At 44.4% G+C, this 21398-nt stretch carries 21 protein-coding genes; 13 read left to right on the top strand and 8 right to left on the bottom strand.

Features of this window, described 5'->3' with window-relative positions:
- Window positions 1-58 precede the first annotated feature (58 nt).
- Window positions 59-241 carry a helix-turn-helix domain-containing protein gene (locus KE627_RS05490; protein ID WP_044502712.1) on the bottom strand — a complete coding sequence of 61 codons (183 nt, stop codon included), beginning with the start codon at window positions 239-241 and terminating at the stop codon, window positions 59-61.
- A 193-nt stretch (window positions 242-434) separates the two neighbouring features.
- Complete coding sequence (locus KE627_RS05485; protein WP_225427172.1) at window positions 435-863, bottom strand: DUF2975 domain-containing protein; 429 nt, start codon at window positions 861-863, stop codon at window positions 435-437.
- 343 nt (window positions 864-1206) lie between these two features.
- On the opposite strand from KE627_RS05485, the gene KE627_RS05480 reads away from it, so the two are divergent.
- From KE627_RS05480 to KE627_RS05460, 5 genes are all read left to right on the top strand, one after another.
- Window positions 1207-2295, top strand: a complete 1089-nt coding sequence (locus KE627_RS05480; protein WP_056938892.1) for an ABC transporter ATP-binding protein — start codon at window positions 1207-1209, stop codon at window positions 2293-2295.
- Complete coding sequence (locus KE627_RS05475; RefSeq protein ID WP_013726979.1) at window positions 2288-3250, top strand: carbohydrate ABC transporter permease; 963 nt, start codon at window positions 2288-2290, stop codon at window positions 3248-3250. Before KE627_RS05480 ends, KE627_RS05475 begins: the two co-directional genes overlap by 8 nt.
- Window positions 3250-4080 (top strand): carbohydrate ABC transporter permease, encoded by an 831-nt coding sequence (locus tag KE627_RS05470; protein WP_013726980.1) that lies wholly within the window; start codon window positions 3250-3252, stop codon window positions 4078-4080. The genes KE627_RS05475 and KE627_RS05470 overlap by 1 nt, the downstream gene beginning before the upstream one ends.
- Complete coding sequence (locus KE627_RS05465) at window positions 4080-5441, top strand: ABC transporter substrate-binding protein (protein ID WP_013726981.1); 1362 nt, start codon at window positions 4080-4082, stop codon at window positions 5439-5441. Before KE627_RS05470 ends, KE627_RS05465 begins: the two co-directional genes overlap by 1 nt.
- Window positions 5442-5530: 89 nt before the next feature.
- Window positions 5531-6226 (top strand): glycerophosphodiester phosphodiesterase, encoded by a 696-nt coding sequence (locus KE627_RS05460; RefSeq protein WP_013726982.1) that lies wholly within the window; start codon window positions 5531-5533, stop codon window positions 6224-6226.
- Window positions 6227-6281: 55 nt separating this feature from the next.
- Here KE627_RS05460 and KE627_RS05455 read toward each other — a convergent pair whose 3' ends face one another.
- The 3 genes from KE627_RS05455 to KE627_RS05445 form a co-directional block, all read right to left on the bottom strand.
- Window positions 6282-7928, bottom strand: a complete 1647-nt coding sequence (locus KE627_RS05455) for a peptide ABC transporter substrate-binding protein (RefSeq protein WP_056938894.1) — start codon at window positions 7926-7928, stop codon at window positions 6282-6284.
- A 292-nt stretch (window positions 7929-8220) separates the two neighbouring features.
- Complete coding sequence (locus KE627_RS05450; RefSeq protein WP_056938895.1) at window positions 8221-9084, bottom strand: aldo/keto reductase; 864 nt, start codon at window positions 9082-9084, stop codon at window positions 8221-8223.
- A 44-nt stretch (window positions 9085-9128) separates the two neighbouring features.
- The gene (locus tag KE627_RS05445; RefSeq protein WP_225424194.1) at window positions 9129-9476 is read right to left on the bottom strand and encodes a hypothetical protein; all 348 of its coding nucleotides are present in this window, start codon (window positions 9474-9476) and stop codon (window positions 9129-9131) included.
- Between the two features lie 137 nt (window positions 9477-9613).
- Between KE627_RS05445 and hemH the strand changes: the two genes are divergently transcribed.
- Genes hemH through KE627_RS05430 form a run of 3 tightly spaced genes read left to right on the top strand, consistent with a single transcriptional unit; the run spans window position 9614 to window position 12697 of the window.
- Complete coding sequence (gene hemH / locus KE627_RS05440; protein ID WP_013726985.1) at window positions 9614-10588, top strand: ferrochelatase; 975 nt, start codon at window positions 9614-9616, stop codon at window positions 10586-10588.
- Window positions 10566-11894 (top strand): Nramp family divalent metal transporter, encoded by a 1329-nt coding sequence (locus tag KE627_RS05435; protein WP_056938896.1) that lies wholly within the window; start codon window positions 10566-10568, stop codon window positions 11892-11894. Before hemH ends, KE627_RS05435 begins: the two co-directional genes overlap by 23 nt.
- Before the next feature lie 41 nt (window positions 11895-11935).
- Window positions 11936-12697, top strand: a complete 762-nt coding sequence (locus KE627_RS05430) for a flavodoxin family protein (RefSeq protein WP_014939191.1) — start codon at window positions 11936-11938, stop codon at window positions 12695-12697.
- A 182-nt stretch (window positions 12698-12879) separates the two neighbouring features.
- Here KE627_RS05430 and KE627_RS05425 read toward each other — a convergent pair whose 3' ends face one another.
- The gene (locus KE627_RS05425) at window positions 12880-14259 is read right to left on the bottom strand and encodes a hypothetical protein (protein ID WP_013726988.1); all 1380 of its coding nucleotides are present in this window, start codon (window positions 14257-14259) and stop codon (window positions 12880-12882) included.
- Window positions 14260-14627: 368 nt separating this feature from the next.
- Here KE627_RS05425 and KE627_RS05420 point away from each other — a divergent pair, with 368 nt between their 5' ends.
- On the top strand, window positions 14628-16427 hold the full coding sequence (locus tag KE627_RS05420; protein ID WP_056938897.1) for an ABC transporter substrate-binding protein: 1800 nt from the start codon (window positions 14628-14630) through the stop codon (window positions 16425-16427).
- A 220-nt stretch (window positions 16428-16647) separates the two neighbouring features.
- A complete protein-coding gene (locus tag KE627_RS05415) occupies window positions 16648-17466 on the top strand; it encodes a CPBP family intramembrane glutamic endopeptidase (protein WP_056938898.1) in 819 nt (272 codons plus the stop codon).
- Here the strand turns inward: KE627_RS05415 and KE627_RS05410 are convergent.
- A complete protein-coding gene (locus KE627_RS05410; protein WP_013726991.1) occupies window positions 17463-17891 on the bottom strand; it encodes a MerR family transcriptional regulator in 429 nt (142 codons plus the stop codon). The two genes, KE627_RS05415 and KE627_RS05410, sit on opposite strands and share 4 nt — an antisense overlap.
- A gap of 86 nt (window positions 17892-17977) precedes the next feature.
- On the opposite strand from KE627_RS05410, the gene KE627_RS05405 reads away from it, so the two are divergent.
- Window positions 17978-18982, top strand: a complete 1005-nt coding sequence (locus KE627_RS05405; RefSeq protein ID WP_056938899.1) for an aldo/keto reductase — start codon at window positions 17978-17980, stop codon at window positions 18980-18982.
- Between the two features lie 144 nt (window positions 18983-19126).
- Here KE627_RS05405 and KE627_RS05400 read toward each other — a convergent pair whose 3' ends face one another.
- The gene (locus tag KE627_RS05400) at window positions 19127-19522 is read right to left on the bottom strand and encodes a hypothetical protein (RefSeq protein ID WP_013726993.1); all 396 of its coding nucleotides are present in this window, start codon (window positions 19520-19522) and stop codon (window positions 19127-19129) included.
- 231 nt (window positions 19523-19753) lie between these two features.
- Here KE627_RS05400 and KE627_RS05395 point away from each other — a divergent pair, with 231 nt between their 5' ends.
- Both KE627_RS05395 and KE627_RS05390 read left to right on the top strand, forming a co-directional pair.
- On the top strand, window positions 19754-20488 hold the full coding sequence (locus KE627_RS05395) for a sulfite exporter TauE/SafE family protein (protein ID WP_013726994.1): 735 nt from the start codon (window positions 19754-19756) through the stop codon (window positions 20486-20488).
- 169 nt (window positions 20489-20657) lie between these two features.
- A complete protein-coding gene (locus tag KE627_RS05390; protein WP_056938900.1) occupies window positions 20658-21386 on the top strand; it encodes a MerR family transcriptional regulator in 729 nt (242 codons plus the stop codon).
- Window positions 21387-21398 lie beyond the last annotated feature (12 nt).

The following is a 21398-nucleotide window of genomic DNA, read 5'->3' as shown; positions in this document are numbered from 1 at the left end:
GCAAACCGAAAACGCGGTTTGCACTTTTTTGTGCTCTAAGACGGTGACGGATGAAGCTCTATTCTTCGTCAGGGCTATATTTCAAAATATCTCCAGGTTGGCAGTCCAACGCTTTACAGAGTTTCTCAAGGGTACTGAATCGGATTGCTTTAGCCTTACCCGTTTTTAAGATGGAAACATTGGTGGGAGTAATGCCCACTTTCTTGGCTAGTTCACCAGTCGAAATATTTCTTTCGGCCATGACAACATTAAGGGTAATTTTGATCAATTATATTCCCCCTTCCTTAAACAGTGAGGTCGTTTTCTTGCTTAATATTCATTGCCATTCTAAACAACGTGTAGATTAATGCGATAAATACCAGCATAACCGCATCATCCAGCAAATTTTCCCACGTATTATTAAATATACCGTTATTGACTCGGCCTAAGAATGACTAAGTCATTTGATTTCCGATCGCAAGAAAGACATCTGAGCAGATTGCGATCATTTGGGCATGAACGATTCTGCGGAGCATTGCTAAATTATCAGCCACAAAGTATTGCTTTTTCCCCAAGTTATGACTGATTCGAATAAATGCTGAAAAGGCAAACAGGGCAGAGAGGATGGCTAAGAAAATTCCAATCGCCATTAAGACCGAGTATGGGAGAATTGGGAAATGGGCAACAGCGCTGTGAGTTACTTGGGTGTGTCCGGGAACAATTAAGAAATCACCATTGTTGGCAATCATTTTCATAATATTGGCATGGGTGAATCCGTTATACAAGTAAATAAACGGCGTAATGAAACTGAAGCAGACAACAACGAAGGCGATCTGCATCAGGACGGAAACGGCACCAATACTGCGATCTAATAATTTTGACATGGATATCAGCCTCTCTCTTTTAATCTGGATTAATTAACTGTATCGAATATATCATATCGATAAACGAATATCAATATCTATTTCTCGATAAAATATATTTGAAATTCATTTGAATTTATTCGACGGTCAATATATGAATATCAAAAAATGGCTGGCAGGTTGGATTTTGAGTGGCTAATATGTGGTTATACCACAATCAATTTGATCTTATACAAAGTCAAAATGAAATTTTTACATTCATTATCATTTTTTTACTTTCAATTTACATTAACGAAACTGGCAATTTACATTGAACCCTCACAATAAATCTTGTAACGAAATAAATGATTTTGAGGTGAGATAATTGTCAATTACTTTAAGAAACGTCCGCAAAGATTATGATGCGCAGACAGAAGTCCTAAAAGATATTTCGGTGAAAGTCGAAACTGGCGAGTTCTTCGTCATCGTTGGCCCATCCGGATGTGGTAAAAGTACGCTACTTAGAATGATCGCCGGATTAACACCGATTACCGCCGGCGAAGTCAGTATCAATGACAAGGTCGTTAATGACTTGCCGCCAAAGGCTCGGAAATTAACGATGGTCTTTCAAAATTATGCCCTTTTCCCATTTATGAATGTCCGAGATAACGTTGCGTTTGGTTTGAAGGCCCGCAAAATGGACCAGGCAGACATTAAGCAGCGGGTCGATGAAGCTTTAAAGATGGTTAACTTAACTGAACTCGCGAACCGCAAACCCCGTGAGTTATCCGGTGGTCAACGACAGCGAGTGGCATTAGCCCGGGCGGTTGCCAGTGATGCCAAGATTTGTCTGATGGATGAACCACTATCCAACTTGGACGCCCAACTGAGAATTAAGATGCGCCAAGAAATTTATGCCCTACAACGCAAACTGGGTCTGACACTGATTTATGTCACCCATGATCAAGTTGAAGCAATGACGATGGCCGACCACATCATGGTCCTGAATGACAAACACGTTCAACAGATTGGAACTCCCAGTGAGATTTATCAAAACCCGGCAAATGATTTTGTTGCCAAGTTCTTCGGTACCCCACAGATTAACATTCTGAATGCCCAGCGTTCGCAAACCGATAGCCATGTTTTGAATGTTTCTTCTGATTTGGAAATTGCTTTGGATGAAGAAGTTCCCGCTGAAAATGTGAAGATTGGCATTCGTCCTGACGATATGAAAGCTGAGGCAGCTGAGAGTGTTGAAGCCAACGCCACCGTTAAGAACACCGAATTCTTAGGGGACGAAACTATTATCTACGCCACCTTGAATAGTGGCGAAGACATTCACGTCGTTGTCCCTGGCCAAGTCAATTACCGAATTTTCCAGCCAATTAAAGTTTCCGCTGATTCCAACCTGATGTTTTTTGATACAGAAGGCAAGCGAATGAACCTTTCAAAGGAGGCCTATGTTCATGCTTAAATCTCCAGCACAAAGCACACCGACAAGCCCGGTTTCGGTTGAGAAAACCAAAAGTAAGCTTGCTGAACAGGAAGCTAAGTTCACATTAAATGCCAAGGATAAGTACTTTGCCTGGGCATTTCTGGGACCGTCACTTTTGATCTTGGGCGTTTTCATTTTCTACCCAATGGTTAAGACACTTTATCTGAGTTTGTTCCTCACCAACACGGTTGGTAAGCCAACGGTGTTCGTTGGGATTTCCAATTATATCAATTTATTGACTTCGGCTGATTATCTATCCAGCCTTGGGGTCACGTTATTCTACGTTTTCGCGGTGACCATTATCACGATCGCTTTGGGATTGGTTCTCGCAAACCTGGCTAGCAAACGGCTGCCGGGAATTGGCCTTTTTCGAACACTATTTTCGGCAACTATGGGAGTTTCCGTTTCCGTTGCCGCCATCTTCTGGCTATTTATTTTTAACCCATCAACTGGATTCCTTTCTCTGGTCAGCACTTGGATGCATCTACCACAAATTCCTTGGTTGACTGATCCAACTGCTGCAATGTGGGCGGTCATCATCACCACCGTTTGGATGAACCTGGGCTTTACCTTCTTGATTTTGCTAGGTGCCATGTCATCTGTACCAACGACTTTGTACGAAGCCGCCAACATTGAAGGCGCCTCATCAAGATTTCAGTTCTTCCACATCACAATCCCATCCATTTCGCCAACCCTGTTCTTTGTTTCCATCATTACTTTGATCGAATCATTTAAGAGCTTTGGGTTGATTGACCTGATGACTAAAGGTGGGCCGACCAACGCTACTAACATGTTGGTTTATCGAATTTACAAGGACGCGTTTTACAGCGGTAACTATGCACAAGCCAGTGCCGAATCGATCATCTTAACGATCATCATTGCGCTGTTTACGCTCCTGCAATTTAAAGTTTTGGAAAAGCGGGTGAATTACTAATGGATCTTGTGACCAAGCCAAAATTGTCCCGGCGAATTTGGGACTACGCTTTATTAACGATTCTCGCGGTGATTGTTCTGGCACCGTTTCTGATTGGTTTGTGGACCAGTTTCCTGCCAACCATGCAGATTGCGCAGGGAAACTTCTTAAGCACCAAGGTTTCCTTCCAGAATTACATTGATGCCTTTACTCAAACGCCAATTCTCAGGTACCTGGGAAATAGTTTGGTAATTTCCACGGCAACCATGATTGCCCAACTGATCTTTTGTTCGATGAGTGCCTACGCCTTTGTGTTCCTGAAATTCAAAGGGCGCAAATTCCTCTTTGGCCTGTTCTTGGCAACCATGATGCTGCCATTTGAAGCCGAAATTATTCCCAACTTCCAGACTGTTAAAGCAATGGGGCTGCTCAACAGTTACTCCGTTATGGTGATTCCATTTCTGACATCGGCATTCGGGGTCTTCATGCTCCGTCAATCATTTATGCAGATGCCGATTGAACTTAAAGAAGCCGCCGATATTGAAGGCTTGGGCCACTTCCAGTTCTATTGGAAAATGGTCCTGCCTTACAACCGAATTCCACTGATGACATTAGGTGCCTACAGTTTTCTGGGTGCCTGGAACCAATATCTGTGGCCAATGCTGACGACTTTCAGCAATGATTTCCGACCAGTCCAGAACGGATTGCGCCAACTTCAGTCAGAAGAAACCTTTAACGACTGGGGCATGATTCAAGCCACAGCTGCAATCGTTGTGATTCCCACGCTGATTGTGCTGTTCATCGGTCAGCATTACTTCAAATCTGGTGTGAATGAAGGTGCGGTTAAATAATGAAAAAAGTAACAGCATTTCTCAAAACTTACGCACTGCCAATCTTTGCGATCTTTGCAATTGTTCTGGGGATCGCCTTTGTGAATGGCTCCAAGAACGCAAGCAGTGCCAAAGCCGGACGAATTCCAGTCGTCTTCTGGCACGAAATGGGCGGTCCAGCTGAGCAAGCTTTGGATAAGATGGTTGATGATTTCAACAAGTCTCAGGACAAATACGAAGTCATTCCCCAATACCAAGGTGCCTACGATGAGGCCGTTCAAAAGATTATTCAAAGCCACGGAACCAGCGCCTCGCCTGCCTTGTTCCAGTCGTTTGATATTTCAACTGCCCAGATGATGCACAGTAAGTACACCACCCCAGTTCAGAAATTCATCGATGAAGACAACTATGACGCCAGTGACATTTCACCAGTTGCCCGTTCGTTCTATTCTAATAAGGGTACTCAGCTGGCGATGCCGTTTAACACTTCTCAACCAGTGTTGTACTATAACGCTTCGTTGTTCAAGAAGTATGGTGTCACCCCGCCGTCCAAGTCGCCAAGCTATAGTGACGTGACCCGGGCAGCCAAGGAACTGTATGCCAAATCCCATCACAAGGTGAAGGGCATGACCATGGAAATTTATGGCTGGCTAATGGAAGAAGCCCTTGCCAATGCCCACACATCATTGATTAACAATGGTGATGGTCACACTGGCAATCCAACCAAGATTGATTTGAATAACCCGACAACTAAGAAGTTCCTGACCTGGATCAGAGCCAACATTAAATCCGGTGACTTCGTCAATTATGGATCCGGAGCCAGTGCCGAAACCAATGAAATTGCCGCCTTCCTGGCAAACAAATTAGGGATCTTCGTTCAATCATCTGCCTATATCGGCCAGTTGACCACCGGTACCAAGAACAAGCTGGGAATTTCCTACTTCCCACATCCGGATGGTGTGAAGGCCAATGGTGTTGGAATTGGTGGGGCTGCGCTTTGGATCTCGAATGATAAACCCGCTAAGACCCAACGCGGTGCCTGGGAATTCATTAAATTCGCTGAAACAGCTAAGAATCAAGCCAACTGGCAAAAGGCAACCGGCTACTTGGCATTAAACAAGAATTCTCAAAAGACCAAGACTTTACAAGATTTGTACAAAAAGATTCCGGCTGCCCGAGTTCCCGGTGAACAACTAGCCAGTGCCAAACCCAACAATACTAACTCTGGTATTTTGATGGAAGGCATGCAGTTGACCCGTGAATTGGAAGAAACTGCGATGGAAGGCGTCTACAATGGCCAGAATATTAACAGTGCCCTAAACACTGCCAACAAGGCCATGAATGCCAACTTGAAGACGACCAACAAAGCGGATGGCGGGTAGTTTGGATTTACTTTCCATTAAGGTTCACGACTGAATCTTAAAGGGAAAGTCGTTAAGAGAGTTGAAGAATTGAAAGGAAGTTACCCATTTTGAGTACTAAAACGTTAATTTTTGGGCATCGCGGTTACCCGTTCAAATTCCCAGAGAATTCACTAAAAGGATTTCAGTACGCTATTGATCATGGCATCGACGGCTTAGAGTTTGATGTTCACCTGACAAAGGACAACGTGCCGGTCATCATGCATGACGAAAAAATTAATCGAACAACTGATGGTAAAGGTTTAATCAACTCATACACCCTCAAGGAGCTGCAACAGTTCCACATGCGAGATGGTGAAACCATTCCAACTTTGAAGAACCTTTTGGCTCTGGCAGTTCATCGTCCGGTTCACCTGAATTTGGAATTTAAGACCAACAAGATCCACTACCCAAAGATTGAACAGATTGTCCTTGATCTGGTCAAGCAATACGACCTGATGTATCCGGTTATCTACTCCTCATTTAACCTGGATTCGCTCAAAATTGCTTACCAAATCGACCCCAACCAGCAGTATTGCCTGTTGTCGGATCATGTGATTAAGAATCCTAAGTCATTAATCGTTAAGGAGCATTTGGCTGGACTGCATCTCAGTCATTACCAACCATTAGCCAACGTTGACGAACGGATTTGGACCGTCGACGATCCGCGAACGCAGGAAAAATTGTTGGCGGATCATGTCGCCGGCATTATTACTGATAACTTTGAACAGGCAGTCAGAATTAAGAATCGTGCTGTAGCAATCTAGCATTAATGTCGACAAAAAGAGCATTCGGATTAGGTTTCCGAATGCTCTTTTAGTGTTATTTGGTGACATACAAACCTTTGTATCCATTACTCATACCGGCTGGATTCCACACAAATCCGTGGATGTTGGTTCGCCAGAGCTGAGTTGTGGCTGGCTGATACAGTGGAATGACGCCTTGGTCTTTCATCAAGACTTTTTCGGCGTTTACCAAATCCGCATATCGCTTGGTGCGGTTATTTGCATCAGTGGTTTTGGATGCTTCAATGTAGCGATCATATTGTGAATTAGCCCAGTGACCATTATTGGTTGGGTTATTCTTAGTCATTAAGTCCAAGAAATTGATTGGATCAGCGAAATCGGCACCCCAAGAGGAAACCACCAGATCAAAATCACCGCTGGTTGACCGTGACAGCTTGCTCTTAGTTGGCACATTGTGGATGGTAATACTCAACCCCAGTAACTTGTTGAACTGACTTTGCAGATACTGGGTGGTCTTCTTGGATTGATCAGTATCATCACTTAGCAGTGAGAGGTGCAGTTTCTTCACCCCAGTCTGCTTGAGGCCGGCTGCCCAGAGTTTCTTGGCTTGGCTTTGGTTGTAGGCAACCCCTGATTTTTCATAGGCGTCACTGGCAAAGTCGGCACCAGTCTTAGGATTCTGGAAGAAGTTGGTGGAGACGAATCCCTTTGGTGCGGTTGACCCATCACGCAGAACTTGGGTAGCCAGGGATTGTTTATTGATAATTTGGGATAAGGCTTGGCGAATTTTGACGTTCTTTAAGGCCTTGACCCGCTTTTGATTCATTTCAAGGTAGATGGTTGAGCCGCCGACAAACTTTTTGAACTCAGGCCGATTCTTGTAGGATGGCACCTCCTCGCCGGAAAGCGTCACAACATCCAACTTGTTTTGCTGGTAAAGCGAAAGTCCGGTGCTTGGCGTTTTGACAACTTGGAACTTAAGCTTGTTGAGTTTAACGGCCTGCTTGTCCCAATAATTAGGATTGCGCTTCATCGTCCAGGTATCACTGGTTCCATTCCAGTCGGCGAGTTCAAACGGTCCGTTGTATGCGGTTGTGGCGCTGCTGGTACCATAACTGCTGCCGTACTTCTTCACCGCGGATTCCTGTTGTGGGAAGAAGGTTGGAAAGGCGAGCAATAATTTGAAATATGGAACTGGATGGCTCAGGTGAACCACTAAAGTCGATTTGTTGGGGGCTGATACGCCCAACTTATTTGGCGATAGCTTGTTTTTTTGAATGGCACTGTAGTTCTTGACCCCTTCAAACAGGTAAGAGTACCCGGAAGCAGTCTTTGGGTTGACTACCCGACGCCAGCCATACACGAAGTCGTGAGCGACCACTGGTTGACCGTTATTCCATTTATCATTGGTCCGCAGCTTGAAAGTATATTTCAGGCCATCTTTTGAAACCTTGGTGCTGGTGGCCAGGGCATTTTCAACTTTGGATTTTGGACCAAGTCGATAGATTCCCTCGCCAATTTGGTAAAGTGGTGTCAAACTGCCGCTATCAGAAGCTTTGGCAGTGTCCAGTGTCGAGATTTCTGAATCGGTGCTGATATTGACAGTTTGGTCCTTGGCCATCTGGTTGCTGGAATTTTTGGTGCTTTGGTTGCCGCATCCTGCCAGCACCAAGATGAGTGCCAGCGCGCCTGTAATTGTTAGTAAATGTTGATTGATTTTCACGTTTTACCCCTCTTTTTTGACATGAAAACTGCCAGCACATTGATACTTGCTGGTCAGGTGATGATACATGAATTGAGTTACTTGGAATTTGTTAGTGCCAAGGTTGACTATATTAACATGGAATGTGGTGGGGTGGCAAATGTGGTGTAGGAAGTGCCTGAAATGTTACATAGTTGAAACGTGTTTTGAGCAACTGAGGCTAACTTCTAAGGGTACTCTGACTAAAGTCCCAAGACCAGGGACTTTAATCAGAGTACCCTTAGAAAACGCCTCACCCGTTGCTCAAAACACTCTAATCAAATTCCTCATACACATTCGGATCCTGCCCATCCACTCTGCCATCCGGCTTAGTGAGAGCGTTGATTTTTTTCATTTCATCCTCAGTCAGTTGGAAATCAAAGAGGTCTTTGTTCGTCCTCTGGTGAATTAAGCTGCTTGAACGGGGCACTGGGATGATGCCTCTTTGGGTATGCCACTTTAAGATGATTTGGCCGGTATTCTTATTGTACTTTTTGGCTAACTCTTGAATTAATGGTTCTTTCAATGCGGCACTCCCTCGGCCTAATGGGCTCCAAGCTTCGGTTGCGATGCCGCGCTGCTGGTCCTCTTTTAACATGCGTTCATTATTCCAATAGGGATGGACTTCAATCTGATTCACCGCTGGAGTGACGCCGGTTTCGTTAATCAATCTGTCCAAATGTTCCGGCTCAAAGTTGGAAACACCAATTGAACGGATCAGACCGCGTTTTTTAGCATCAATCATTGCTTGAAATGCTTCTACGTAGTGATTACGTTTCGGCAGCGGCCAGTGGATCAAATATAAGTCGAGGTAATCCAATCCCAAACGGTAGAGAGATTCCTGGATTGCCTTGGTTGCTTCGTCATATTGATGATACTTTCCCGGCAGTTTGGAAGTCACAAAGAACTCCGAACGGGGGATCCCGGAACGGCGAATCGCCTCGCCGACCATGCCCTCGTTATCATAATTGGTGGCGGTATCTAAACCGCGATAACCGTCCTGGATGGCAGCGAGTGTCTGCTGGAGACCTTCGCCACCGCGAATTTGAAAAGTTCCAAACTGAATCGTGGCCATCTTGTAGCCGTCGTTTAAAGTGATTTCTGGAATTGCGTTATTTGTCAATATTTGTACCTCCATGTTTAATCCTTGCGCGACAATTTATAGTTACGAAAAAAGGAGAACTATTTTTTTGTTTGCTGATCGTTATTTTGGGGTTGAGTTTTTGGATGCGGCTTGGTTGGCTGTTGGTCGACTTTTTTGATCGTGATGTACCAGCCGACCTGCATCGATTTGTTGGGGTTAATGTATTCCACGCTAAAGTCATAAAATTTGGCGTGGAGACTTTTTTCGATGAGCATATTTTTTACCTGCAGGGCATCTGCCCGACTTTCAAACCGCAGATTGCTATTGGTGCTGTACCCACTGTGCTTATTAGGGTCATTATAGGTCTGGTTAAAAAAGTCCAGGTATTCTTTGGAGTCGTTCAAGGTATCACGTCCTTCCTTCTTCCATTGTACCCAACATGCCACTCAATTTCATTGTCCGTGGCTAATTAAGTGGAAAACCTAAAACTTTTCAGATGATATGGAGAATTTTGATCAGGATTGAATTGTGTTTCACATAGGAAACCTCTAAAATATACATATATGGCGAGGAGGGGATCGTCTTGGCGAAAAATGGTTTGTTATTGGTGAATTTGGGCTCACCAGTGTCGCCCAGTAATGCAGATGTGAAAGCTTATTTGAAAGAATTTTTGAGTGATCAAAATGTCGTAACGCTGCCGAAGTGGTTTTGGCAGCCTATTTTGCGTGGCATGATTCTACCGATGCGCACTTGGCGTTCGGCAACCTTTTATCAGCACATGTGGACCAAAGCGGGTTCACCGCTGACGGCTTACACAGAAATCATGAAGCAAAAGGTTCAACAGGACTTGCCTGATTGGGACGTTCAATACGCCATGAATTATGGGCAACCCAGGATTGTCGATGTTTTGCACGAGATGAAAGATCGCGGTGATCGTGACATCGTTGTCTTGCCGCTGTTTCCGGATTACACACAAAGCACCCACGATACTATTATTGAAAAAGTTCAGTCGTCGGGAGTCGCGACTCATATTATTAAGAACTTTTATGATGAGCCGGTGTACCAACAGATTTTGGCCCGGCAAATTGACGAGGCTTACCCAAAGAAACAGTATGATGCGGTGATTTTCAGCTACCATGGCATTCCAATGTCGATGGTCAAAAAAGGTGACCCATACGAAGGTGAGTGTCTCGCCACGACTCAGGGTGTGATGAAATACGTTAAACAGGTTCCGAGTGACAAAGTCAAAACGGTTTTTCAATCTAAATTTGGACCGATGCCGTGGCTCAAACCTTATTTGAAAAATTATTTGATGGAGTTGGCCGCAATGGGTAAACGCAATGTGTTACTGGTGACGCCATCATTCGTTGAAGATTGTTTGGAAACCATCGAAGAAAATAATGTTCAAAACTATCAGACCTTCAAGGCAAGCGGCGGCAACGTCTTTGACTCAGTCAAACCAATGAATGGCAGCGATGATTTTTGCCAATTCTTAGCCGACCTCAGTGTTAAACAACTTCGGGGAGGCGAGGCCGATGAGCCAAGAGCAAACGCATAAAAGCCTTGATGAAATTAATCAAAGTGTCGAGGTTCCCAGCGTTTATGAAACTTCATTTGTGCAAAAGTTTCTTGCATACAGTGGCCCTGGAGCGTTAGTCGCCGTCGGGTACATGGATCCCGGAAATTGGCTGACGTCACTTTCTGGGGGCAGCCAATATCGGTATTCACTTTTGTCGGTGTTATTGATGTCGATTTTAGTGGCCATGTTCATGCAGACATTGTCGATCAAATTGGGCGTCGTTGCCCGGCTGGATCTCGCCCAGGCAATTGCCCAGAAAGTGCCTAAAGCCGGTCGCTACACGTTGTGGATCATCAATGAGTTGGCGATGATGGCAACTGACATGACTGGCGTCGTCGGCACGGCCATCGCATTAAAATTATTATTTGGTTTACCATTGTTATATGGGATTTTGTTCACGATATTCGATGTATTGTTAGTGCTATTATTTTTAAGATTTGGAATCAGAAGAATCGAATTTATTGTGTTAACGGCCATTTTAATTGTTGGTGTCATCTTTGGAGTTGAGGTATCACGGGCAACGCCCAATCTGGCCCAAATTGCTGGTGGCCTGCTGCCGACACCCAAGATTTTGACTAATCATGAAATGCTGATTATGAGTTTGGGGATTGTTGGGGCGACGATCATGCCGCATAACGTTTATCTCCATTCTTCACTCGCTCAGAGTCGCCGGTATGATTACCATAATCCCGCCCAGGTTAATGAAGCTTTGAGATTTGCCAAATGGGATTCCAATGTTCATTTGGTGGCCGCCTTTTTGATTAATGCCTTGTTGTTAGTCCTTGGCGGAACGCTATTTTTCCACACGAACGGGCAGTTGTCGGCCTTTCAGGATGTTTACAACGGCTTGAAGAATTCGGCAATCGTTGGCAACCTTGCCAGCCCGTTGATGAGCACCTTGTTTGCGTTTGCGTTATTGATCACTGGGATGATTTCTTCAATCACCAGTACGTTATCCGGGCAAATTGTGATGGAAGGCTATCTTCATATTCGTCTGCCACTTTGGGAGCGTCGGTTACTGACCCGGTTTGTTACCCTGATTCCGATTTTAGCAATCGGGTTTCTGGTTGGATTTAACGATCACGATTTTGAACAAATTATCGTCTATGCCCAAATTGCGTTATCGATTGCCTTGCCATTCACACTGTTCCCGATGGTCGCCTTGACCAGTAACCATGATTTGATGGGGGTTCACACCAACCAGCGGTATGTGACGATGATTGGCTACCTGCTGACGACGATCATTACCGTTTTGAATTTGCAGTTTGTGATTGCTGCTTTTTAATCAATGTATTTAGAATATTTAAGAGATAAGGGGGAGTTGGATTGAAAATACTTGGCATTTTAGGGTCTCATAGAAATGACGGCGCAACGGACATGATGCTGGAAACCGTGCTGTCTGCGGTTAAAGCGCCTAATACCACTGACATGATCTATTTGGAAGACTATCCATTCAAGCCGGATCAGGGAGATCACAAAGATCCGGTGCTGGATGAACTTGAAGCAAAGATGCTTGAAAGCGATGTTTGGGTGATTGCAGCCCCGACTTATTGGGGTGGCCTAGCAGGGAAGATGAAAGACTTCTTTGACTGCATGCGCCAACGCCTGGTCCGCTTTGATCATGAGGGTGGTACCCATCCGGACCGGTTCAAGAATAAGCACTATTTGAGCATCACGGATTGTTATACCGGAACCTTCGAGAACTGGGTAACCGGCGTCACCGACCAAAGTTTTCGAACCATTGATAAGGTGATGTCGGCGGCTGGTGTGATTAAAATTCACGAACTGGTGTTGACCAACACTTGGGGAATGAAGGCATTGCCCGAGAACAAAAAACAGGCCTGCCTCAAATGGGGTGCCCGCCTGAATACTGAACAAAAGAGAGATGATAGTACATTGAAACGATATATTGAATTATTCTTTATGGTTGCTGTGATGGCGTTATTGACGATGGGAATTCAAGTTGGTTTGCGTTTGGTTTCCACTGCTGATTTCTGGTGGCGCTACGCTTCGTTTGTCGTCATCTTCTATGTGTTGTTGGGATGCATCCTTCATTTCTTTACGGTTGTGAAACATCGCCGACGGTAATTTAACTTGATACTAACATGAGAGTCAGACGCACGGCGTTTTGATCTCATAATTTAATGTAAACAGGCCATCATTCCTAGTTTTGGAATGATGGCCTGATTGTGTTTTAGCCGATCGTTTCACGTTTATTCTCGATAACAGTCGGATTCAACAAGTCTAAGATGAGGTCTCAGCCTTACCGATTATTGTAATTTTTTCTTCACTTTATTCAGTTCCTCAGCAAGTGCAGGCCTGGATGGATACTCATCGATTAAGCCATCGATCCATTTGATAGCGGTTTGCACGCTGCCGAATGCGGTATAGTTTTTGATTCTTCGGCCCATTCGTCGATAGGCTTGTCTGCCGGGATATTTTTCGTTCAGAACAACGTTTTGGTAATACAGCTTGTTGACGACATCTGGGTAGTTAGGGTACAGGTCCTTGCTATAAGTTTCAGTGAGTTCAGGGTTCTGCATGATTAGCTGCATGAGCTTATCGAATTCACGTTCCTTGTCTAAGATGAAGGCATAGTTTTCCGGTGTCAGTTTCTTCGCCGCTTTAGCCAGGAAAGCCGGATATTGGGCATCCCAACTCTTATCCTGTTGTCGCAGTTTCTTGAGTGGTTCGTATGCGTCGGGGTAGTTTGCGAACAGACGGTTTTCGAGAACCGCTTCTTGTTTTTGCTGCTGATCGGTAGCGTCATAAATTTTGATGAGATATCGCTCCCAAATTCGCCGCCACCCCTGGTCCTGTTTTGAAGCCTCGAGGCACAGTTCTTCTGCTCGAACATAGTTTTTGTTTTGAATCGCATTTTGGATTTCCACTTCGCGAATTTGCGGAATGGTTTTATGCTCGTCCATAAACTTCTCGGCATCGGACTGCTCTCCAAGTTGAATCAGGATCCGAGCATGAAGCACTTTATCGTAAATTTCAGACTGAGTCGTTTCAAATCCTTCGTCGGCTGCTTTGATAACTGCCCGAGATGCGGATTGAGCAAGCTTGGCAGACTTTGGTGTGATCAGCGGGAGGGCATTATACAATACCTGATAGCGTTGTTCGGGCCAGCCGGCAAATATTTTTCGCTTAAAAACGCGAACCACGTCCTTAATGACGATTTCTTTTTGTGATTCCAAAATCTCAGGGGCGATATTGGTGCTTAAGTTCTTCATCGAACCAAAGACACGATCAAACGTGTCGGTTAAGGCACCGGAACTGCTGTCGGCATCGCTGAGCATTTTCGCAGCCGTTTCCACGACCAACAGCAAGCCATTCATTGCATGATGATAATGGCCTTGTCTGAACCGGAGCATGTACTTATTGATCACATCATCCAAGACATTGCAAACAACAATGCAGCCTTGGTAATCAATAAAGCCGTAAGATTTGTTTTTACGGACTGTACTTTGAATCAGTTTCTTGGTTTGCACCAACTCAGCATCCGTGTCGAGATCGCCAAATTGGGCGGTCACGTCTCTAAAAAATGTGGGATCGAACTGCGCCTGATTAATTATGAATTGCCGAAGCCCCTCAGGAGAGGCTTCGTTGACGGCTTTGATTAAGGATTGTTTTTCTCCGGAATTCATAATTGTTTCACGCTCCTCTGACGATATCGGAATAATTCAAATCGATAGTACCATAGATTATGAGTGGTTGCTACCGCTTTCAGTAACTAAGTGCTAAATCTTAATGGACAAGGTTTGCAGGCTGAAAGATTACTTCAGTCCACGGGTGTTTAAAAGGTACCCATGTGTGGTATTATTTATATGGGAGCTAAATCCCAAATTAATGAAAAACATTTTGCAATCACTAGGATCTGGTCGGGGAGAAATCTCTGGCCTTTTTTGTTTGGTTTCCGGTTTGCGTGTTGCAATACCTTCCATTCAAGATATATAATTAAAATAATATTAGAGCTATCTCATTTTCATATAATATTCACGAGGGAGATATTGCCATGAAAAATGTTAAGAAGTGGTTGGTGATCGGGACGATTAGTCTGTCGACATTGGCATTCGCAGCCTGTTCGAACAACAAATCATCCGAGTCCCAATCCAAGCCCATTTCCATGCCGACAACTTATAGTGCGACTGGAAAGGCAAGCAAAGCAGACGATGATAGTACGCTGAACGCTGCTGAAGTCGTTGACGCACCGTTTACCGGGATTACACTTGCCGTACTACAGGATAACGTTGAGGATTCTGATGTCTATTCACCAGGTGGTGGCGATCAGTTGTTTAAAAGCAACAAAGATTTTAAGATTGTCAAGGGCGGCCTGGCGAACTTGAAGCTGGACCGATCGAATAACACGGCTACGATTACCATACGGAAAAACGCCAAGTGGTCAAACGGCAGCCCAGTAATTGCCAAGGATGTTGAGTACGCTTATGAAATCATCGGCAATCAAAATACGGGCGCTGAACAGTACTCATCTGACATGGCAACCATTAAAGGCATGGCTGCTTATCACACTGGCAAGGCGAAACAGATTTCAGGGATTACCTATCCTGATGGACAAAACGGCAAGCAAGTGGTGATCCACTACACCCATTTATCCCCTGCGATGCAATACGCCGGCAATTCATTCTTATGGGGGACGGTGGTTCCTTATCAGCACATTAAGAATGTGAAGATTTCCAAGTTATCGTCCTCACCTGCAGTCCGTAAACACCCAATTTTCGTTGGACCTTACAAACTGCAAAACCAGGTTCAAGGTGAGTCGACTGCTTGGGTACCCAATAAATATTATTGGGGACCGCAGCCAAAGATTAAGCACGTCAATATCCAAGTTGTTTCCTCAAGCAATGCTGCAGCGGCGTTTAAGGCGAAAAAGTTCGACTTTGCTTTGGGCGGCCTGCCTGCCAGTCAATATAAATCAGTTAAGAATATCAAAGGCTACACCCTCGCTGGGGCACCTGGTTTAAGTTATGGTTACTTTGGCTTCAACGTTGGCCACTTTGACACCAAGACCAACAAGAATGTCATGGATAAGCACAGCAAAATGGGTAACAAGAACCTGCGAAAGGCCATGCTGTACGCAGTTGACCTGGACAAGGTTAACAAGAAATTATTGAGTGGGGTTCAATGGCGGCCAAATACCTTGATTCCACCAATTTTCAAGAAATATCATGATAATAAAGCAGCCGGGTTCCCATATGATATGGCGAAAGCTAAGAAACTGCTGAAAGACGCCGGTTACAAGAAGAAGGGCAAGTGGTACGTCCAACCCAACGGCAAGAAATTGACCATTCACTTCGGCGCGATGCAGGGGTCCGCTGCCAGCAACGAAATTTCTCGATATGAAGTTCAGCAGTGGCGGAAATTAGGTCTGAACGTTCAAATGACCAACGGCCGACCACTTGAGATTAACAGCTTCTATTCAATCTTGGGCAAGCCAAAGCAAAAGCAGATTGACGTCTTCGTTGGCGGCTGGCAGTTAACTTATGAACCAACGCCAACCCAGTTCTATGGTGAAGATGCCACTTATAACATGGGACACTTTGTGACCAAGAAGAACACCAAGTTACTCAACAGCTTGAATAGTAATAAAGCTTGGAATCAGCAGTATCGGATCAAGCAATTTAAGAAGTGGCAGGTTTATATGAACAAAGAAGCCGCTTATGCGCCTCAAAGCACCTTGCTGAGTTTCACGCCGGTTAACCACCGACTAAAGAACTTTAAGCAGGCGGCCTACAACAACTACCTCTTCCCAACTTTCTGGGATCAATTGGAACTGACTTCGAAGACTCCTAAATAGTTCTGTATAAAAGTAGCGTCATGGGATTTAACTTCCATGGCGCTACTTTTATGTGCTGGATAAACCAAATGCAAAATTCACTCACAAAAAGAGAAACCGGAAACCAATAACGCAAACCTAATGTGAAATTAGGGGGGGCGCAACAAATGCTTTCTGGTAAAGATAGTAAAGTTTTGTATATTGGATGTAGAATCAAAATACTTTCCAAGCGAGGTGCCGCATGATAACACAAAATAAACCTAATTGGGTCAACAATCCCAGAAAGTGGATTTGGATGCTAGTGGGATTTATTATTATCGAGAAATTTTTGGAGAATGGCATATTAGTTCCAGTACTCCTAAAACTGCCCTTTGGAGATCTTACCAGCAATATTTTGTACAAAGGGATCGAAGTGTTGCTAGTTTTGGGGTTAAATATCTGGCTAATCAAACAGAAGTTGTATTTCTCCGTTAATGTTACCTTAAAGACAACTCTCTTTTTCCTTTTTGGTATTGTCTACATTAGCCTGTTTATCTCATCAGGACCGGTGAAACTTTTGCCTCCAATTATACTGTGGACGTTGTTGACGGCGATTTCTGAAGAACTGCTCTTTAGGGGAGTGATTTTTGGGGATTTATTCAAACGCCTCACTCAGCGTCATCTGACGAAGCGTAGCGTTGCAATTACGATTGGTTTATCAAGTCTGTTGTTCAGCCTACAGCATTTGAGCAATTTGGCAAATCAGTCATTGCTGGATACAGTTTGTCAGATGATTGAAACTTTTGGGATGGGGATTTTGCTGGCAGCGATTTATGTGAGAACCGGATCATTAATCACGACGATTTTTGCCCATTTTCTAATTGACTTTCCGATTTTGTATTTAAGTCAGATCAGCACTGGTTCTACCTCTACTGCAAATATGTCTGGGAATGTTTCAGTGGTCGGATCGATTATTGTCGCAATCGTTTATGCCCTGGTTGGAATAGTTGTCATCCGATCAAAATTAGCCAATAACAAGTTACCGGCAATTACACATACTATGGAAAATCCAGCAAATTAAAAGTCCCGATCCCGATAGTCATCCCAATCCGGCATCTTTGAATGGTTCTCCTTGGCGGTTCGAATGTCATGATAAAATCTGACCTTGCGCTTGATGTGACGTTCGTTTTTTTTCAAAAGCGCCAGTTGTTCAAGGACGCGTTGATAGTGGTTATCCAAAATGTCACAGGTTTTGTCCAAGTCCGCATCGTCGTCTTGGGCGGCAAACAGTTCCTGCAATTCCTTGAGTGTCATCCCGGTATCTTTGAAGCAGCAAATCGCTCCCAGGCGGTTGAGGTGCTGCTGAGTATAAGCCCGTCGGCCCTTGATGCGGGGGATGTCGTAAAGTAAGCCCAGGTCTTCGTAATAACGCAAGGTCGTGGTTGGCAAGTGATACATTTTAGATACTTCGGTGATCGAATAAGTTTTCACGGTTGCGGTTTTCAAACAGTTGACCTCCCAAGTCGAAATAAGTTTACTTCAAGTATACTCGAAGTGTTACATTTAAGCTAAACAATTTAGGAGATGGCGAAATGTATCAAGCATCCAAAGATCGTTACGATAAAATGGTTTATAACCGGGTTGGCAAAAGTGGCCTCAAGATTCCTGCCTTGAGCCTTGGACTCTGGCATAACTTTGGTAGTGTCGATTCCTTTGAAAATCAAAAGGCGATTATCCATCAAGCTTTTGATTTGGGGATTACCTATTTCGATTTGGCCAACAACTATGGCCCGGAACCTGGGAGTGCCGAAGAGAACTTCGGGCGGATTATGGCAGAAGATATGAAGCCTTATCGAGATGAAATGATCATTGCCAGCAAAGTGGGCTATTACATGTGGCCGGGTCCATACGGTGAATGGGGATCACGGAAGAATATTATTGCCAGTGCCAATCAGAGTTTGAAGCGGATGGGATTGGATTATGTGGATATCTTCTATTCTCACCGATTTGACCCGGACACGCCACTGGAAGAAACGGCCCTTGCCTTGGATGAGTTGGTTCATGAAGGTAAAGCGCTCTATATCGGGATTTCCAATTATGACGGCAAACAAACAGAAGAGATTACCAAGATCTTCAAGGATTTGAACACGCCGTTTGTGATTCATCAACCCCGCTACAACATGTTTGACCGGCACATCGAAAATGATCTCTTCCCGGTATTGAAGAAAGAACATAAGGCAGCGGTCAGCTTTAGTTCGCTGGCTCAAGGTTTACTCACGGACAAATATTTAAATGGGATTCCAGCTGATTCACGGGCTCACAAATCTGCCAGTCCATTTCTTCATGAAGAACAGGTCGAAGAGACCATTAAGACAGTTAAGAAATTGTATCAGGTCGCTGCTGATCGTGGCCAAACTTTGGCTGAGATGGCCTTGGCTTGGAATCTGCGTGAGCCGGAAATTGCCAGCGTTTTGATTGGTGCCAGTCGACCGGAACAACTGCTTGATAACGTGAAGGCACTGGACAATCTTGAATTTTCTAGTGAAGAACTTAAGAAAATTGATGAGATTTTGGCGACCCAAAAGCCGATTAAATAAATAAGAGTGGAACGCGAGGCGTTTTGCTTAAATGGCGGGGATCAGCCGATCGTTGCACGTTTAAACTTCATACCATTGGAACTCAAGAGAGGCCGAGATATAACTGACAATCAGTTGTATCCCGGCCTCATTTTGATATACAAATTAACTTCCCATTGATGGTTGACTTGAAGTGTAAACTGCTCGATACTTCAGAACAATATTGGCTTTCTTTTGGGTGCCAACCGATGACCACTTACCTTTGGTCTTTTGGTAGACGAACTTTGGTGAAGTGCCATTCAATTGAACAAAGAACTGACCGTCACCTGATTTACGTACCCGGTAAACTTTTGTTTTGCTGGTTGGTGAAAGGGTCGTTTCTGGATCGGTCTTGTTATAAGCGACAATACTCTGTCGAATCATATCTTTATATTGGTTGGTTTGATGGCTTTTCATGATAATCCCGACGATGCCGGCAATCACAATCAGCACCATCAGTGACAGCATGATCCACATGATGTTGGCTCGTTTGGCGTTTTGAGCTTTTTCCTTCTCATTCATTCTATATCACCCCACTATTTCCATTGGAATCGAAAAACCTTACATGTTAAATGTATCACACAAATGGCCCCTTGAGAAAAATGTGGGGGGATTTCTTCAACAGAACATCAAAAAGTAGTCCCAATTTTGTGATAAATACAAATCATTTTAAAATAGTGTTCAGTTGGATGATGGCAGCACGATTTCAAGGTGTACAATAATCACATTATTGCAATTGGAAGGAATGACTTGATGAACATTCTGTTACTGATTATCGTTGGCTTTATCATCGGCACCGTTGTGATTACCCTCGGCGGTGGCGGGGCCGCCTTTTACCTTGGAATTCTCACGACGGTCTTTGGCTTGGGGCCAGCAAGCGCGGCCGCCACTTCATTGGTGACCTCGTTTCCATCATTGTTAATCGGCTCGTACTCTTATTTTCGACTACACAAAATTAAATTACGGATTGCTTGGCGGATGATCATTTTTGCAGTCCCAGCTGTGGTTGTGGGATCCTTGATCTCACCATATATCCCGGTCAAAATTTATTTGTATATTATCGGGGGGATTTTGGCGATTTTAGGGCTCCAGACGTTGTTTAGCAGACAAAAGGATCACCAAAATCCTAATAAATGGTTGGCACCAGTCTATGGTGTCATCAGTGGTCTAATGGTTGGTGTCGGCGGGCTCAGTGGTGGTGGACCGGTGGTTGCCGGACTGCTCGTGATGGGATCCGACATGGTCACCGCGGCCGCCACTTCTTCCTTAGTCCTGGTCGTAATGACCGCAACCGGGTTAATCTTTCACCTTTCTGCCGGTAACGTTGACTGGTCGGTGGGGCTTGGCCTCATGTTTGGGGCGATTCTGGGATCATTTTTGGCGCCGGTCCTGTTGGGCAAACTCGATCCTCAGAAGTTCACGAAATATGTGAAGCCGATTCTGGGAGTTCTGTTGGTTGTGATGGGTGTCTTTACGGCATTAAAGTAATGGCCATAAAGGTCTTGAATTAACCCATGGTGCATGATAATTGTGGATAAAAAAGACGCAAACCTGGTTTGCAATTGGTTTGCGAACAAAAACCAATTCAATTACATTCAGATTTCCCTTGCTCATCACCTTACGTCATCAGCTATAACAGAATCAGGAGGTGAAACCGATGTCGACATATACAACAGGAGAGTTTGCCAAGTTGGGTGGTGTATCAATCAGGACCATCCAATACTATGATCAAAAAGGAATCTTGAATCCGACAACCATTTCAGATGGCGGCCGTCGCTTATACACGGACAAAGAGTTGAAAACCTTGCGATTGATTTTATTGTTGAAATCAATGGGCCTATCTCTGACGACGATTAAAGACCTGTTATCAGAAGATAATTCAACTCAAGTCCTGTCGTTGATGCTTAAGGAACAGGAAAAGAAAATTCAGCATGAGATGACAATGACCGCGGATCAGCTGGAAATGATTCGCAAGGTTCAAGACAGCCTGGCTGATTATGCGCTAATTTCCCAACCTGACCTTGACGGCATCGAAAATATGATGGAAAGCAAACCAAAATTAACCAAGTTTCGCTGGTGGATGTTAACTTGGGGACTGATGATGGATGCACTGGAAATCTTAGCAATTGCCGTTTGGATTATCACCGGCAATTGGGTGCCAGCCGCAATCATCTTCCCAGTTGTGATTGTAATGGCCATTTGGATTATCCGGGATTATTACAACAAAGTTGAGTATATCTGCCCAAATTGTCACCAGCATTTCAAACCGAGCTGGCGTGACTTTACATTTTCCAAGCATACTGCCAAGACGCGGAAACTAACGTGTCCCAATTGCGGTTACCGTGGCTATTGCGTTGAGGTTTACGATGTGAATCCAAAACAATAGTTGGCAATTAAT

The organism is Lentilactobacillus buchneri, from assembly GCF_018314255.1.
GTDB lineage: Bacteria > Bacillota > Bacilli > Lactobacillales > Lactobacillaceae > Lentilactobacillus > Lentilactobacillus buchneri.
Note: the sequence above shows the minus strand (reverse complement) of the source record. Positions and strands in the feature narration are given on the sequence as shown.

What these genes read in the sequence shown, in the direction of transcription:
- KE627_RS05475 (WP_013726979.1), top strand. Translation starts at nt 2,288, where the DNA reads ATGCTTAAATCTCCAGCACAAAGCACACCGACAAGCCCGGTTTCGGTT.
- KE627_RS05415 (WP_056938898.1), top strand. Translation starts at nt 16,648, where the DNA reads ATGATAACACAAAATAAACCTAATTGGGTCAACAATCCCAGAAAGTGG.
- KE627_RS05400 (WP_013726993.1), bottom strand. Translation starts at nt 19,522, where the DNA reads ATGAATGAGAAGGAAAAAGCTCAAAACGCCAAACGAGCCAACATCATG.
- KE627_RS05435 (WP_056938896.1), top strand. Translation starts at nt 10,566, where the DNA reads ATGAGCCAAGAGCAAACGCATAAAAGCCTTGATGAAATTAATCAAAGT.
- KE627_RS05465 (WP_013726981.1), top strand. Translation starts at nt 4,080, where the DNA reads ATGAAAAAAGTAACAGCATTTCTCAAAACTTACGCACTGCCAATCTTT.
- KE627_RS05425 (WP_013726988.1), bottom strand. Translation starts at nt 14,259, where the DNA reads ATGAATTCCGGAGAAAAACAATCCTTAATCAAAGCCGTCAACGAAGCC.
- KE627_RS05420 (WP_056938897.1), top strand. Translation starts at nt 14,628, where the DNA reads ATGAAAAATGTTAAGAAGTGGTTGGTGATCGGGACGATTAGTCTGTCG.
- KE627_RS05395 (WP_013726994.1), top strand. Translation starts at nt 19,754, where the DNA reads ATGAACATTCTGTTACTGATTATCGTTGGCTTTATCATCGGCACCGTT.
- KE627_RS05390 (WP_056938900.1), top strand. Translation starts at nt 20,658, where the DNA reads ATGTCGACATATACAACAGGAGAGTTTGCCAAGTTGGGTGGTGTATCA.
- KE627_RS05450 (WP_056938895.1), bottom strand. Translation starts at nt 9,084, where the DNA reads ATGGAGGTACAAATATTGACAAATAACGCAATTCCAGAAATCACTTTA.
- KE627_RS05470 (WP_013726980.1), top strand. Translation starts at nt 3,250, where the DNA reads ATGGATCTTGTGACCAAGCCAAAATTGTCCCGGCGAATTTGGGACTAC.
- KE627_RS05405 (WP_056938899.1), top strand. Translation starts at nt 17,978, where the DNA reads ATGTATCAAGCATCCAAAGATCGTTACGATAAAATGGTTTATAACCGG.
- KE627_RS05485 (WP_225427172.1), bottom strand. Translation starts at nt 863, where the DNA reads ATGTCAAAATTATTAGATCGCAGTATTGGTGCCGTTTCCGTCCTGATG.
- KE627_RS05490 (WP_044502712.1), bottom strand. Translation starts at nt 241, where the DNA reads ATGGCCGAAAGAAATATTTCGACTGGTGAACTAGCCAAGAAAGTGGGC.